We start from the raw sequence: 15,759 nt of genomic DNA, 5'->3' as shown, positions 1-15,759 counted from the left end.
AACCCTCGTGTCTTCCAGAAAACAAGCAATCCTGCTCGTGGCCGTAGCCGCCGCACTCCTGGCGCTGTCCAACGTCCCCCTGCTGTACGGCTGGCTCCACCACGTGCCCGGCCGCAGGTTCATGGGCATCGCGGCCGGCGTCCGCGACTCGAATTTCTATTTCATGATGATGGAGCAGGCCGATGATTGGAAGCTGCTGCTGCAGAATAAATTCGCCGGCGGAGAGCTTGACAGGATTTACCACGGTTTCTTCTGGGCGCTGCTCGGACGAGCTGCACATGTTTTCGGGCTCAGCCATGTGGCGGCTTTTCATGCGGCCAGGGCGGCCGCGATTTTTCTTTTCGTGCCGGTTGCGTGGTATTTTATTGGCCGTTTTGTCGAATCGACGCGCGAGCGAATCGCGGGTCTGCTTATGATTTGTTTCGGGGCGGGGGCCGGCTGGATCCAGATGATTACGTACTACCGCACCGGAAGCATGCCATTCGCTCCGGCGGACATCGCGACGCCCGAAGCGACCTCGTTCTTTACCCACATGTCGTTTCCGCACCTCGCGCTTGCGCTTATCCTGATCGCGGCATGCTTCGCTCTTATTGAGAAGGCTGTCTCAGGCGATAAGCTGGCGCCGGCCTTCGGCGCGGGTGTCTGCGGACTGGTGCTCGGTTTCATTCACGTCGTGAACCTGGTTGTGGTGATGGCGGCGCTTGCGGTGTATGCGGGAATTTCGTTTGTTGGGGGGAAGCATAGCCGGCCGCTGCGGGTTTCCATCGTTTTCGGCGCGGTCGCCATATGGCCGGTCATATACTATCTTCGCCTTTCGCTGCTTTATCCGGCTCTCTTGCCGCAAGTGCCTGTCCGCTCTCCCGGTGTGGCGACGTATCTTGTTGGATTTGCGCCGCTCCTGATTTTGAGTTTGGCTTACATAATCTTCCTCCTGAAGAGTCGGCTCCTGAGAAGCGGAGACCTGATGCTTATTTGCTGGACGGCGACAAATTTTGTTCTGCTTTACTCGTATCCCCTCCTGCAGCAGGAGGCGCGGGCGGTTCTTGGGCTGCAACTGCCGCTGGCGGTTCTGGCGACACGCGGCATTTTTCAGGCTGTTTTGCCGGCGCTCGGGTTCGAGTGGACGGATTCGGAGAAGAAGAGGAAAGCGGCCGCGTTTCTTTTGGCCGGGCTGTTGGTTACCTTTACTTTCCCCAGTACGTTCTGTAATATAATTGATCGGATATCACGCCTGAAGACGCATCCGGAAGCATTTTCGCTGACCGAGGATGAGTATGAGGCGCTCCGTTTTTTGAAGGGCGAGACGGGGGAAGGGGTGGTTCTTTCGGGGGACGTCGTTGGCAACTATATCCCCGGCATGACCGGAAAACCTGCGTGGCTGGGGCAGTATGACCATCCCACCCATGATGCGCGGTACCGTTCGGCGCATCGGGTCTTTACTGGAACCACGTCGGACAGCGACAGAGAGAATTTCCTCCGGGCCGGCGGCATCGGCTTTATCTTTTACGGCCGCGAAGAACGCGCCATGGGCGATTTCGATCCCGACCAAGCGCCGTACCTGGAGTCGATATACAAGAACGATTCCGTCAGTATCTATCGTACACGCATCCTTGATCCCATCGCGCCGGGAGAACTGCAGAAACCGCTATGAAGAAAAAGCATTATCCGGTTTATGAGCCATTGCTGGGGCAGGAAGAACTGGACCTGCTGGAGGAATGCATCCGCACGTGCTGGATTTCATCGCTGGGAAGACACATCGACCTGTTTGAGCGTACGTTTGCAAAGTTCTGCCGCTGTCAATGTGCGGCGGCGACATCGAGTGGGACCGCGGCGCTGCACCTTGCGCTGGTTGCGTTGGGAATTGGAAGAGGCGATGAAGTAATCGTCCCCGATCTCACCTTTGTCGCCACGGCAAACAGCGTGGCCTACACCGGCGCGAAAGTGATTCTGGTGGATGTCGAGAAGGAAACCTGGACGATTGATCCGGAACTGATAAAGAAGGCTATTACGCGGCGAACGAAGGCGATCGTCGGCGTTCATCTGTACGGCCACCCGTTCGATATCGAGCGGGTGGTGGAGATTGCGCGCGAACACGACCTGAAAGTAATCGAGGACGCCGCCGAGGCGCACGGCTCGCTGTATAAGGGAAAGCGCGTCGGCCCGCTTGCCGATATCGGTTGTTTCAGCTTTTATGGGAACAAGGTTATTACGACGGGCGAAGGCGGAATGGTTGTAACCAATGATCCGGAAGTGGATGCTCGCATTCGTTTCCTGCGCGACCATTCGATGGATGGCAAGAGAAGATATTTTCATCCGGAGATCGGCTATAATTATCGAATGACAAACATGCAAGCTGCCGTCGGCCGCGCGCAGATGAAGAGGATCGGCGGTATTCTGGCGGCGAAGCGGCGCGTGGCAAAGCTGTATTCGGAGCGTCTGGGCGGCATCGAGGGGATCGTTCTTCCTCCGGAGCGGCCGTGGGCTCGCAGCATATTCTGGTTATACACGATCCTGATCGAGAAGACGTTCGGGCCCGGCCCTGGCGACCTCGCGGCGCATCTGAGAGCAGGCGGCATCGATACGAGGCCGGTTTTCATTCCCATGCATTTGCTGCCGATGTACGGCACGCGCAGAAAGTTCCCCGTCTCCGACATGCTTTCTTCGAGCGGACTCAGCCTGCCGTCGTCGCCGACGCTGATTGAAGACGATATCGATTACATCTGTGAAATGATTCGCAGATCGAGGAGATAAATCAGGGCGCCGCAGGAAAGCTCGTGCAGGCGGCTCGACTAGCTGGTTTGTTTGGTGAGACGAAGAAAGCTATCGGGCGCAATCCTGCCCACGTACAGGTTCCACTTCTTGCCGTAAAGTACAAATTCGCGCACCAGCCTGAAGCCCTTTTTTCTATAGAAGCTGTTTGCAGGTTTGTTATCGGCGTAGACGGTAACTTTGTACCGTTCTATGCGTTTCTTCAATAATTCCCTCTCGCATGCCTCCCACAGTTCCGTCCCGAGGCCGCGCCCGCGGCACTTCGGATCAATCGCCCAGAGCATCATCTCTGCGTTTACCTCTTCAAGGCTTGCGCGCGACTTGTAGAGGAACGTTTCGAAAAGTTTTTTCAGGATTGAGGGCTTTTGCAGCAGTCTCAGTCCGGCAAGCCATGCGAGCTTGAGGAGCCCTTTTCGCAAGGTGGCGGGAAACAATCGATCCGCATCGGCCGTACACAGGCTGAAGCCTACTATCTCGCCGTCCTCTTTGCCGACGAATCCGAAGACAGCGTCTGCTTTGAACATTGCATCGTATAGCGCGACAAGGAAACGATACCCGAAGCTGGGCAGAAAGTCGCCGGGATAACAGGTTTGGTGCAGATCTGCTATCCGGCCGTAATCTTTTTCTGTTATCGGGACAAATTCCATTGATCCTGACCCTGCCGCTTCTCTTTCACCATTGGCAAACGCGGGTTCTGCGCTAGAGACGGGAATCGCTGACGGTGGTTCTATTGAAATATGACGGACCGAAGGCGTACGTCGGAGCCCGGTCTGAACATGGCAATCAAATGTTACGAAAATGGTATAATAGCCTTGCGTTTCCTGTCAAGATTTGAGGATATCTGAGGAAAAACCGGATTGTGCAGAGCGCTCAAGAGCCAAGTTTAGAAGTGCAGGATAAGGTTTTGGAAGATTCGCGATCCGGAGCTCCTTTTCGCTGGACGCCGCACCTTACGGCGGCTCTTCTCTATGCGGCGATCACGCTTCTTTACACTTATCCCCAGGTTACCGATCTCAGTGCAGGCGTCATTGTAAGTCCTATCGGGAGCAGCTCCGATTATAACATCGTCATGTGGGATGCGTGGTGGGTTAAGAAGGCGCTTATCGACCTGAGGACGAATCCATTCCGTACAACCTATCTCTTTTATCCCAACGGCGCGAGTCTGGTCCTGCACGAATTGACTCTGTTGAACAGCCTGTTGACCATTCCGTTCCAACTCCTCATGAGCAAGCCACACGGAATCATTCTGGGATGTAATATTGCATCGCTTCTCTCGTTTGTTATTGCGGGATTGGGGATGTTCGCGCTGGTGAAATATCTGATAAAGGATAATCTGGTTGCTTTTTTCGGGGGAGCGGCCTTCGCGTTCGCTCCCTACCGCAGCATGCACATCGTGCACATCGCACTGTTAAGCACCGGGTTTATCCCCTTGTACGTGATGTTTCTGCTCAAGACGTTGCGCGAGAAGAGATGGAGAAACCCGCTGATCGGCGCGATGCTGGCAGGCGCCACCTTTCTAACCTGTAACATGTACGTTTACTTTCTCGCTCTGTTGACTGCGCTTTTCCTCGTTTATTCGGCGCTGTTCTGGAGGGACGAGTTGTTCGGGCGGGAGAGTCTCATCAGGTTCTCGATTCTTTTTGCCGGAAGCGGGCTCTTGCTCCTGCCGTTCTTGATCGCGGTGATGAGGTCAGGCGCGGCTGAACCACAGCCGGAGCAGATGCTCGATCTGTTTTCCGCGAACGCACTCGGATATATTCTGCCGGCGGACAAGCACGTTTTCTACCGGTTCCTCTTCCGGCTGATGCCGCAGTCCATTTATTATCTTTCCGGTGTTCCCGGCCATGCCACATTTCTGACGTTCACGATTATCGGTCTTGCTGTTGTCGCGCTGGTCAAGGCTCCAATGCGCAGAAACGGATTCTGGCTGGCGATGCTGCTGGTCTTCCTGGTGCTTTCGCTCGGGACGCGCCTGCATTTCGGGAAATGGTCATTCGCTATCCCGATGCCGTACCTTGCGCTGTACAAGTACTTGCCGTTTTTTGGAGTGATGAGGACGCCTTACCGGTTCGTTGTTCCGGCGCAAATCGGGATATTCGTTTTAGCATGCTATGGGCTGAAGCATTTCATTGACAAAATTCAAGCGTGTTCACGCAATGCTCGTTCCGGGACGATGGTTGCAGCGGCTTTCAGCGTCCTTCTGCTGATCGAGTTGTGGAATATTCCATTCATGCAGGAGATGCCGGCGGTTCCGAAGATTTATATGGACATTGGACGAGACGAACAGGAATTCGCGGTGATGGATTTGCCTTCAGATAGCTATCCGGCGCTGGCGAAGTATATGTACTATCAGACACTGCATGAGAAGCCGATACCGGCGGGGCTGCTTTCCCGAACCGATCCGCAGGTGGTTGAATACGGGCGGGAGCTGATTCCCAAGAGCTCGAAAGCGGGAAAGCTTTCACTTGAGGAGGGGGAGCGGCTGAGGGCGTTGGGGTTCAGGTATGTCATCTACCATGACATCGATCAGTCCGCCGATAATATCCTGGCGGTACTGAAGCTGTACTAATCCTCTCGCCTGTCCGGTGTGTTTTTGTGAATCAGACAAGCAAGGAACTCGTCTGCCTCGACAATCTCCGAATCGGGATTGAGGGCTTTTACCTTCCGCAGAAATTCTCTCTCTCCCGCGCCGACACCCATAACAACCGCCACATTGGGCGTCAGCGCTATTTTTTCCGCCATCGCATCGAGCATCTCGAATGAGACGAAGCTGAAGGCATTATTATCGGCCTTTCCTTTCAATCTATCGTAGCTGGCAAGACAGACCAGGAAAGGGATGTCTTTGACCGGGTTGGAAACGAAGACAGAATATTCCGGCGGGAGCGAGCCGATATACTCTGCCGTCTTCCGCGGGTGAACTCGGCCGCCCGACATCGGATCGGCATCCGAATACACAATAAACGCAGTCAGCGGGACAGCGGCAATGAGAATCGAAACGAACAGCGCGCGACTCAGGCGACGGGCTGCATATCCTGAGAACTTCTGCTCCCACAGCCTCGCCAGGATAAGGCCCCCCAGCAACGCTGGAACAGGCAGCAGTCCCGAAAAAAGCCGGCGCTCGGCAAACCCGTATGACAGGCTCATTGGGAGCCAGGCAATTGGAATCACGAGGAGCACGAGGACATGTTCAAACTTCTTTCGCAGGCCAATCAGCGTACCTACACCTAAAAGAGCCAGGCCGACCGCCACCGGATTCGGATAGAATGTTTTCGCAGGGTGAATGCTTCGATCCGTCCAGTTGATTATGTGCTCGATGCCATTCCACGAGTTGACAAAGAGGACGAAGAGGGGGTTCCACCCGTGTTCTTTCGCCGCGGTCAGAAAATTTCCGCCCGCTGTGTAGAACGATTCCAGTTCCCGGATATTTTCGCGGCCGACTGTGAAGTATGGCAGGGCAACGACTACTGCGGCAGCGACCATGATGACGGCTTCTTTCAAGAGGACCGATTTCAGTTTGTTCTGGCGATACCGCCCTGCAATGGCGGCAATTACAGCGAATGGCGCCAGGATCACACAGGACAGGTAGAGGTAAACCGTTGCGCCGGCGACGGCCCCAAGAAAGATGAGATTCCGAATGCTGCCTTGCCGTACGGTTCTCATGATCAACAGCAGCAACAGCGCAAGAAACAGAGGGCCCTCGATATTGTGCACACCGGCTTTGCTGTGGCCGATATGCCAGGGATCAATCGCCAGCAGGAACGCCGAGAACATGCCGGCCCGGTTCCCCCAGAGGCTTCGGCCCAACAGGTACACAAGCAGAATTGTGGTGGTCCCCTCGAAAACTGATACGGCTCGCTGCTGAAACAAGCCTGTGCCCAGTGTCATAAAAGCCAGCCGAATCCCTGCAATTCTGAGCAGGTGAGGCTTCATGATGTGGGGCTCGGAAAAGAACTCGAAGGGCCGCTCACCCAGTTCAAGCACCACCTGCGCGAGCAGTTGCTCATCCGCCGTGTAGAGTCTTGGAAAAACATCCACCTGATACATGCGCAGCAGCAGACCCAGCAGAAGAATCATACCGAGAAGAGCCTTTTCTTTTCTTTCGATGGGCGCCGGCTCAGCGACGCTTTCCCTTCGAAACTCGCTGAACCAGCCCAAGAGGATGACGGCGATAATGCCGGCAATATAAAGTGCGAAGCTTGACGTGCCGCCGATAATGTACATAAGCGCAAAGGCGAGCGCCAGAATCAGCAGCCGCCGATTGGAGGCAAGAGCGGCGCAGTCCTTCCGAAATGCCGCATATGCTGCCACTGCGAGCGCCGCGGCAACACCTAATATCGCCGGAACGAAAAGCGGCCGGCCCCCAAGCCAATAAAGAGACTTTCCCCAGCCGATGAGCGTGTCCATCAGCGGCTTGATCTCTTGCAGGACAAATCCCTGGCTTCGCGCCTGCTGAACCAGATGAAGACACCACAGGAAAGAGAGGATCGAGATAGCGGCTATCGAAAGAAACGATATGATCAGCCGGCGCGAGAGTGGGGCTCTTACTTCAGGTTCGGCGGAATATTCGGCATGTGTTTCATGGAGATCAAGCTGCGGCAAGAGATTTTCCTTCTCATTCAGATTTCTTTCATGATAGCATTCGTGTTTGGCAAAAATCAAAAAAAGGGGGACACACTGATCAGTGTGTCCCCTGAACAGGTCGGATTCGTCAGGCCAGGCCGCGTTCCTTTGATAAGCGGTCCATCATTTCGTTCAAGTCTTTCGGTGGAGTCACGACGCCGGCTTTCTCGAATAGCGAAACGGCTTCGACGGGGCAGGTGGGCACGCAGAGCCCGCATCCGATGCACCGGGCCGGATCCACTTCCATGACCTCTCCGTTCTCCTTGATTGCATCGATCTGGCAGCGGTCAAGACAGGTCCCGCAGGCAGTACAAAGATCGGCGTCGATTGTGGCCGTATAATATGAGCGAACGTAATCGGCCGGATTCTCCATCATCTTCATCCGTCGGAGTCCTCCGCAGCAACACCCGCAGCAACTGCAGATCCAGGAAAGCTCCTGTGTGTTGCTCGGTTGCAGCACAAGCGCGGATTCCTCGGCCAGATCAAGCATCTTCAACGCCTCTTCCACTGTCAACTGGCGGCCGACCTTGTTGTCGAGAGTGTACTGCGCGAATTCCCCGAATGAAAAACAGAGTTCTTTCGGCCGGTCACATGGTTTCCCCATGATTCCCTGCTCTTTGCGACAGATGCATGGGACCATCGCAATCAGTTTCTGCTGTTTCACCAGGTCTCGAATCTTGTTGTAAGTGGCGACTTCAGGCATCGCGTCGATTGCGGCGTCGATCGGCGCCACGCGCAGTTGTTTTGTTTCGAGCGGCATGAAGGACATGCCGAGGTAGGGGAAATATTCTTCGACATACTCGCAGAACTCGCGGTCGATCGTGGCCAGTTGAAATTCGTAGATGCCGACAATGAACTGGACGGCCTGATATTTCCTTTGGTCGCCTTCGCGTACGCGGAAGATAAGCCCCCTGAGGGCCATATCCTCAAGCTTTTCGGCGAGTTTCTTTTCGGGAATCCCGGTTCGCTTGGAGATTTCTGCAGGAGTTTCCGGAGTTTGTCGTAGGTTCAGCGTCAGCTCTGCGTCTTCGGGCGTGAAGAGCTTCTTCAGTATCTTGATCTCGACTCCGGTTGGTGTTTCCGGATAACCTCCCGGCAGTTTATCCAGGAATTCGCGCAGATTCTTGTAAAGTTCCTCGTGCATTGATGTTTTCTCCCTGCTTGTTGTGGCGTGTTAACCGGCCCATAACCCGGCCGTGGCATTATATCCGAAGCGAGTAATAGTTGCAATCGATAATAATCGGGCAGTTTCTATCCAAAAAACTTCTATTTCTTTGCCCGCAGCATTTTGGCGGTTGCCTCTCCCCCGTTCAGCAGGTGCAGCAATGGCGCCGGGCGGTCAATCGATTCGATAAACGGCGGCCGCGCCTGCCACGGAGCGACCGACAGCACGTTTGCAATATCCATCCAAAATTGCAGTCGCGCGACCGGAAGGTCCCACGTCATGTGGAAATGATTGGCCGGGGCGTACTGCTTGTACTCGGGCATGGACGCGTATTTTGGAACGACCCACGTGTGCGGCCAGGTCACATTCGAGCTTTGTGCAACCGCCCCTGCGAGTTTCGCGGGCAGATCGACTGTGAATGCCTCGTCCCAGAAGAAGCTGAACATGCCTGAGAGGGCGCTGTAGGCGAGCCGCCCGGCAATTCCCTCGATTCCCCCCGGGGTGATGAACGTGACGCTGTTGCCGCCGCCGGGAAAATAATCGGGCTCGGCGCCCGGCAGCGATATTTTTTTCATGATATCGGCAACCGGTTCTTTCGGGCGGCCGGCCCAATCGAAGCTGGCGGAGCCGGAGTTATCGCCATCTACGATACCGCGCTGCGCCCATATGTCTTTCGGAGAGATTTTTACATTCATACTTTCCGCCAAACGCCGGATTTCCCACGGCTCCCAAACCTTGCGAAAGTCCATGAACAGCGGCGGATGGCCGCCGGAGAGCCATGTCATGACGAGCATGGTAAGCAGTCCCTGCACGTCCGCCTCGGTGGCGAACGGCATGACATGTTTTTGGCCGGAATGGTCGAAGGTTGAGTTCATCAGCGATTCGGCGATATCACAGACGGGCAGAGGAATTCCGCGGGTATCGCTCGCCCACTCGAGCTGGTTCATGAATCCGCCGCCGGCGGCGTTCAAATCTGCAAGCAGGTCGCGCATGATCAGGTACATCGCCAGCGACTGATCGAGTTTGCTGCCGGCATTCTCCTGCGAGAGGTCGATTCGGCTGCCCACGTGTCTGTTCAGCCACGACCTCAGTTTCTTCAGTTCCGCGGCGTCATAGGCGTCCTTGTTCAACATGTCGGCGAGCAATTTCATGTCGAGGCGAGTGATTTCCAATCCGAAGACGTTCCGGGTGGGAATGACGTGGGCGAGAGCGGTTTCCATCCCCATCGAGTCGTGTCCGAAGACGACGACGCGCCTGCCCTTCAGGCCGACGCAGGCGAGCGCGCCGTAGCACCAATCGATCAGCGCCTTGATTGTCGCGTCCGACGGGTTCGGTTTCGATCCGGCGTCGGGCCAGGAGCCGACGTTCAGATGCGTAAGGCGGCCGGATTGCGCCAGCGCGCCATTTACGGCATGAGCGTAGACCACTCCGGGCTTGGGGGCGCTGTTTCCGCAGGTGATGTTGACCGGCATATCGGCCGGAAAATGGGCCAGCAGGCTCATGAGAGTCAACTGCGGGAACGCCCATGTGTCCGGTGTACAGACGAGCGCGCCGACGCCGGTTTCCTTGAACTGCCGCGCGACAAGATCGGCCTGCCGTTCTCCATCGATTAAAAGCGGTGTCCACACAACTTTGACGGGCGTCCGGTCGGGAGTCCGGACGTGGCGTGCAATGATCCCGGCGATCAATTCGACGATGTTGGCGGTCCGCTCGCGCGATGCGCGATCGATTCGGGGATCGCATGCGGCGCATACCCCGAATGTCAAGGCGGCAGGCGCTGATTTTCTTTGGACAGGCAATCTTTCCGCTTTCGGCATTTTTTTCTCCTGTTGCAGGACATTACCCGGAAATCGCTTTACAGGAACGGTGAGAGTATACAAGATATTCGCCGGCGGCGGCAAATGCGGAAGCGGGTGAGCGGATGACAAGAGATATGGAGTAATATAATAATGACGTTTAGATTTGCTCAAAGTCGTCAAAGGATCGGGAGACTGCCATGCAGATACGCAAAGCCGGACTCGAAGACCAGGCCCAAGTCATCGCACTCATGAAGAAACTCCTCATTCCCAGCGGAGAGGTGAACAGTGATTGGAACGATGAGGCAAGGATATTCGATCGAATCATTGAGAACCCGGAACTGGGGGCCGTGCTGGTGGCTGAGGAAGAGGGCGTCATCGCGGGCGCAACCACGCTATCGTATCCTGTGGCAATGCGTTGCAACGGCGTGTATTCATGCATCGAGGAGAATATCGTGGATGAGCGCTTCAGAGGGAAAGGAGTCGGCGGTAAGCTGCTGCGCGCGGCGATAGCCGAGGCTGCCGCTCGCGGATGCGACGAAATCCAGGTCAACGCCCCTAGCGAGATGGGGTACCCGCTGTACATTCGCAATGGTTTTACGGATGCAGGCAAGAAGCACATAAAGGCCAAGCTACCAGTGCCGCCGAATCCGCAACCCAAATAGATTGTCCCGCCGTAGATTCTTCTATTTGGTGCCGCGGTTGTATGGCGGCGGTCAAGCGACAGGACAGCCGTTCTCCGAGCCCAAAGGGAGCGATTGCCCGGGGGAATCGGTTAAATTCTGCACCTTCCAGACATGGCGAAAAAATTTTTGGATTTTCTTCCAATGTGACTTATGTCAAAGCAAAGCGGGGGTTTGAGGCGTATATTGATAGCAGGATACAGGATCTAATGTAAAAATAACTGTGGGCTTATGATTTCATTGACAATGGAGGAGGAAGAAATGGATAACCAAATGTTCTGCTACCAGTGCGAACAGACAGCCAAAGGTGAAGGCTGCACGAAGGTGGGCGTCTGCGGGAAGCAACCCGAAGTAGCCAATCTGCAAGACCTTTTGATCCACGCGCTCAAAGGGTTGTCCCTTTATGCGGTGGAAGGCCGCAAAGCCGGCGTTGTTGACCAAGAGGTAAATGCATTTACCGCTCAGGCTCTCTTTTCGACCCTGACAAACGTGGACTTCGATCCTCAGCGGTTCGTCGGGATGATCCGGCGGGCAGTGGAGCTGAGGGAGAGGCTGAAGGGAAAGGTAAAGGCGGCTGGCGGCAAAGTGGCCTTCAAAGAGGTTGCCGCCGATTTCCGTCCGGAATCGACTCTGGAAGGCATGGTCAAACAGGGCGAGGCGGTCGGTCCGAAAGCACATCCCGCCGTAGCGCCGGATATCGTTTCGCTTCAGCATATTCTGCTATTTGGCGTAAAAGGCGTTGCGGCCTATGCGGACCATGCGCGCATCCTGGGGCAAGAGGACGACGCCGTATATGCGTTCATTCATGAGGCGCTCGCCGCGCTTTTGCGGACGGATTTGAGCGCGAACGATCTGGTGGGAATGGCGCTAAAATGCGGCGGGATAAATCTGAGGACAATGGAACTTCTTGACGCTGCGAATACCGGCGCATATGGCCATCCCGTGCCGACGAAGGTGCCGCTCGGCGCGAAGAAGGGAAAGGCTATTCTGATATCCGGGCACGACCTGAAAGACCTCGAGGAGTTGCTCAAGCAGACCGAGGGTAAGGGCATCAACATATATACCCACGGAGAGATGCTGCCGACACATGCGTATCCGGCTCTGAAGAAATACGCTCATTTTTACGGGCATTACGGCACGGCGTGGCAGAACCAGCAGCGAGAGTTTGCCGATTTTCCGGGTGCTATCCTGATGACGACTAACTGCCTGCAGAAGCCCCGCGACACGTATAAAGACAACATCTTTACGACCGGATTGGTGGGCTGGCCGGGAGTCGCTCACGTGACAGATCACAATTTCGCGCCGGTGATCAAGAAAGCGCTCGAGCTGCCCGGGTTCCAGGCCGATGTTAACGGCAAAGCGGTCATGGTCGGTTTTGCCCGGAACGCGGTGCTTGGCGTCGCCGATAAGGTGATCGAGGCGGTCAAAGGGAAAGCCATCCGTCATTTCTTCCTGGTAGCCGGCTGCGACGGGGCGAAACCGGGGCGCAATTACTACACGGAATTCGTTGAGAAGGTGCCGAAGGATTGTGTGGTCCTGACGCTGGCATGCGGCAAGTTCCGCTTCTTCGATAAAGACCTCGGCGATATCGGCGGCATTCCGCGCCTGCTCGATGTCGGGCAATGCAACGACGCATACTCCGCGATCCAAATCGCAGTCGCGCTTGCGAAAGCGTTCAATGTCGGGGTCAATGATCTGCCGCTTTCGATGGTGCTGTCATGGTACGAGCAGAAGGCGGTAGCCATTCTGCTGACGCTTTTGCACCTCGGCATCAAGGGCATTCGGCTTGGTCCGAGCCTGCCGGCGTTCATCACGCCGAACGTGCTCAACGTGCTGGTCGAGAACTTCGACATCAAGCCGATCGCCACGCCGGACCAGGATCTGAAAGCGATCCTTGGCTGATTAGACGTACTGGGGGTCGGCCCAGAGGGGGGCCAACCAAAGGGTCGGCCCCCGACAGAAGGAGGAGGATCATGGAAGGTATCATAACGAGAAAGACAACCGTGCGCGACGTGGTAGTGAACTATCCGCAGACGCGTGCGGTCTTCGAGAAATATAGGATAGATTATTGCTGCGGCGGGGCAGAGTCTTTGGAAGAAGCTCTTCGTGGAAAGAATGTGACATTTGAAAAGCTTTCCGCGGAGCTTGATGCCGCCCTCAAAACGCCCGAAAATGGGGACCGGAAGGCAAGAGACTGGTCAACGGCGGCGCCCACCGAATTGGCGGATTATATCGAACAGCGGCACCACGGCTTCATGAAGGCGCAGCTTCCGCGCGTTCGCAACCTGTTGGCGGCGGTGCAGCGCGCCCACGCGGAGCGGCACGGCCGGATGCTGAACGAGCTGCGGGACATATATGATTCGCTGCAATGGGAAATCGAACAGCACCTCATGAAAGAGGAGCAGATACTGTTCCCCTACATCCGCCGGATCGAGGCGTTCGTTCATAACGGCGGACAGGAGCCGGTTGTTCATTGCGGTTCGATCCAGAATCCGATCCGCCAGATGGAACATGAGCATGAGAATGCAGGCGGAGCGCTCGAAAAGATGCGGGAGCTCACCAAGGAATACTCGCTTCCGGAAGATGCGTGCGCTACGTTCCGCGCGGTTTATGAGGGGCTTCAGGCGATCGAGGCGGACCTGCATGAGCATATCCACCTGGAAAACAATATCTTGTTTCCGAAAGCGATCGAACTCGAATGCGTCGGCAAGGCTGCCTAAGAGCGGATTCCGAAAAAATCCTCCTCACGAGCCCGTAAAGTGAGTAAGCTCCCTCCTGGTCGGGAAAACGTGCAAGACCGATCAGGAGGGGCTTCTCGCTTGAGCTGCGGGTTCCACGCGATCACTACCTTTCTTTCCCTGATTGACACCCACCGGTTTCGGCGATATAATTTGGAGGAACAAGTCTGAGAGCCGTTCCGAAGCTGCTGTCGTCGAATTTTTCGTCACACCTCGAACCTCCGGCGAATGGAAGACACAAACGAGAAGCGGAAAGGGGATTGAAAATGAACGCTGTCACCCTGTACAAAAGTCTGAAGGATGTGCAATCCGCACTGCAGGGAGCCGCGGAACTGAAGGACGGACAGTTAAAGGTCGTCAGCCAGGAGAGTTTTCGGAAACTGTCATATGCGCTTGTATATAATTCCATCTTTAATTCAAATAAAGATATTCAGGAGCTCTGTCGCTGGATGATCCGCGCCGGCGCCGACGCCTGCGGGATCAGCCTCGCGAGTATCCACGATCTGTACATGGCGCGCGGGCGCGGCGAGTGCGGCGGCTTCACGGTACCGGCGATCAATATTCGCGGACTCACGTTTGACGTTGCGCGCACGGTGTTCGAGGCGGCCATCAGCAACCAAGCCGGCCCGTTCATCTTCGAGATTGCGCGCTCGGAAATCGGCTACACGGAGCAGCGACCGGTCGAATATGCCACCGCCGTCCTCGGGGCCGCACTGGCCACCGGATACGCCGGTCCTGTTTTCCTTCAGGGCGACCACTACCAGGTGAACGCGAAAAAATATAAATCGACAGCCGAAGGAGAAATCAACTATCTCCGCGGGCTGATAACCGAATCGATTGAGGCGGGTTTCTTCAACATCGATATTGATGCCTCGACATTGGTAGACCTGAGCAAGCCGACACATGAAGTTCAGCAGGAAACGAACGCCGCGCTCACGCACGACTTCACGCTATTCATCCGCGAGAAACAGCCGAAGGGCGTCACCATTTCGGTCGGCGGCGAAATCGGCGAGGTCGGCAGCCAGAACAGCACGGTGGAAGATTTGCAGGGATTCATGGATAACTACAATAAGAAGCTGCGCGGCAGCGGCAACGTTACCGGGATCAGCAAGATCAGCGTGCAGACGGGCACCAGCCACGGAGGAGTGCCGCTGCCGGACGGAACGATCGCAAAAGTGAAGGTCGATTTCGATACGCTCGAGACGCTTTCGCGCGTGGCTCGCGAACGGTATGGAATGGCCGGCGCGGTCCAGCATGGCGCCTCGACGCTTCCCGAGGAGGCCTTCCACCTGTTCCGACAGAAGGAGACCGCCGAAATCCATTTGGCCACCGGTTTCCAAAACATGATCTATGACGACCCCGCGTTCCCTGCCGACCTGAAGCGTAGTATTTACGATCATATTCACAAGCAACATGCCGACGAGAAGAAATCCGGCGAGACCGACGAGCAGTTTATCTACAAGACGCGCAAAAAAGCATTCGGTCCGTTTAAAAAACAGATTTGGGATCTGCCAGCCGATATAAAAAACCAGATCTGCGCAAAGCTGGAAAAGCAATTTGATTTCCTCTTCAAACAGCTTGGCGTGCCGAATACCGCAGACCTGGCGAAAAAGTATATCAAGCCTCAGTCCATAAAAATCTCGGCGCCCGCCGCCGCGGCTCAGGTCAAGTAGCAGGAGGCGCGGCTTTTCAGATGCAGTGCCCCAGGCATCCCGGTTCGTCCGCCGAATTTCGGTGTGAGAAATACGATGTCATGATGTGCGAGAAGTGCATGGAATGTCGCTCGCCGAAAACTCACTGCAAACACCGCCGGCAATGCATCATCTGGAGACTGGTCGAGGAGAAATTTGGGGCCGGCGATTCTGAGAGGCTGGATGTTGAGAAATTAGCCCATCTTCCGCAGTTCAAAAAATTAAGTACTGACATATCAATGGCTTAGCGATTTCAGATGGCCATTTTACCCACTACATTTTGCAATATTTTCGGAC

At 55.6% G+C, this 15,759-nt stretch carries 12 protein-coding genes; 8 read left to right on the top strand and 4 right to left on the bottom strand.

Annotated features, from left to right (window positions below):
• Positions 1 to 7 precede the first annotated feature (7 nt).
• Entirely contained in the window at positions 8 to 1,651 is a 1,644-nt protein-coding gene (locus C4520_02815) for a hypothetical protein (protein RJP25066.1), read from the top strand.
• Entirely contained in the window at positions 1,648 to 2,751 is a 1,104-nt protein-coding gene (locus C4520_02810) for a DegT/DnrJ/EryC1/StrS family aminotransferase (GenBank protein ID RJP25065.1), read from the top strand. The genes C4520_02815 and C4520_02810 overlap by 4 nt, the downstream gene beginning before the upstream one ends.
• A gap of 38 nt (positions 2,752 to 2,789) precedes the next feature.
• Here C4520_02810 and C4520_02805 read toward each other — a convergent pair whose 3' ends face one another.
• Positions 2,790 to 3,416, bottom strand: coding sequence for a GNAT family N-acetyltransferase (locus C4520_02805; GenBank protein RJP25064.1), 627 nt, complete (start codon positions 3,414 to 3,416; stop codon positions 2,790 to 2,792).
• Positions 3,417 to 3,628: 212 nt separating this feature from the next.
• On the opposite strand from C4520_02805, the gene C4520_02800 reads away from it, so the two are divergent.
• On the top strand, positions 3,629 to 5,338 hold the full coding sequence (locus C4520_02800) for a hypothetical protein (protein ID RJP25063.1): 1,710 nt from the start codon (positions 3,629 to 3,631) through the stop codon (positions 5,336 to 5,338).
• Here the strand turns inward: C4520_02800 and C4520_02795 are convergent.
• From C4520_02795 to C4520_02785, 3 genes are all read right to left on the bottom strand, one after another.
• The gene (locus tag C4520_02795; protein ID RJP25062.1) at positions 5,335 to 7,428 is read right to left on the bottom strand and encodes a hypothetical protein; all 2,094 of its coding nucleotides are present in this window, start codon (positions 7,426 to 7,428) and stop codon (positions 5,335 to 5,337) included. The genes C4520_02800 and C4520_02795 overlap by 4 nt on opposite strands.
• Before the next feature lie 49 nt (positions 7,429 to 7,477).
• Entirely contained in the window at positions 7,478 to 8,533 is a 1,056-nt protein-coding gene (locus C4520_02790; GenBank protein RJP25061.1) for a 4Fe-4S ferredoxin, read from the bottom strand.
• A 122-nt stretch (positions 8,534 to 8,655) separates the two neighbouring features.
• Positions 8,656 to 10,371 carry a hypothetical protein gene (locus C4520_02785; GenBank protein ID RJP25060.1) on the bottom strand — a complete coding sequence of 572 codons (1,716 nt, stop codon included), beginning with the start codon at positions 10,369 to 10,371 and terminating at the stop codon, positions 8,656 to 8,658.
• Positions 10,372 to 10,550: 179 nt separating this feature from the next.
• Between C4520_02785 and C4520_02780 the strand changes: the two genes are divergently transcribed.
• The 5 genes from C4520_02780 to C4520_02760 all read left to right on the top strand — a co-directional run bounded on the left by C4520_02780 (position 10,551) and on the right by C4520_02760 (position 15,710).
• Positions 10,551 to 11,015, top strand: a complete 465-nt coding sequence (locus C4520_02780; protein RJP25059.1) for an N-acetyltransferase — start codon at positions 10,551 to 10,553, stop codon at positions 11,013 to 11,015.
• Between the two features lie 291 nt (positions 11,016 to 11,306).
• Positions 11,307 to 12,935 (top strand): hydroxylamine reductase, encoded by a 1,629-nt coding sequence (locus tag C4520_02775; GenBank protein RJP25110.1) that lies wholly within the window; start codon positions 11,307 to 11,309, stop codon positions 12,933 to 12,935.
• Positions 12,936 to 13,006: 71 nt separating this feature from the next.
• The gene (gene ric, locus C4520_02770; protein RJP25058.1) at positions 13,007 to 13,753 is read left to right on the top strand and encodes an iron-sulfur cluster repair di-iron protein; all 747 of its coding nucleotides are present in this window, start codon (positions 13,007 to 13,009) and stop codon (positions 13,751 to 13,753) included.
• Between the two features lie 284 nt (positions 13,754 to 14,037).
• Positions 14,038 to 15,444, top strand: a complete 1,407-nt coding sequence (locus tag C4520_02765; protein RJP25057.1) for an aldolase — start codon at positions 14,038 to 14,040, stop codon at positions 15,442 to 15,444.
• Positions 15,445 to 15,464: 20 nt separating this feature from the next.
• Positions 15,465 to 15,710: a hypothetical protein gene (locus tag C4520_02760; protein RJP25056.1), complete on the top strand. Its 246-nt coding sequence runs from the start codon at positions 15,465 to 15,467 to the stop codon at positions 15,708 to 15,710.
• Positions 15,711 to 15,759 lie beyond the last annotated feature (49 nt).

Source organism: Candidatus Abyssobacteria bacterium SURF_5, assembly GCA_003598085.1.
In the GTDB taxonomy this organism is placed as follows: Bacteria; Abyssobacteria; SURF-5; order SURF-5; family SURF-5; genus SURF-5.
This window is presented reverse-complemented; position numbering and strand designations above follow the sequence as displayed.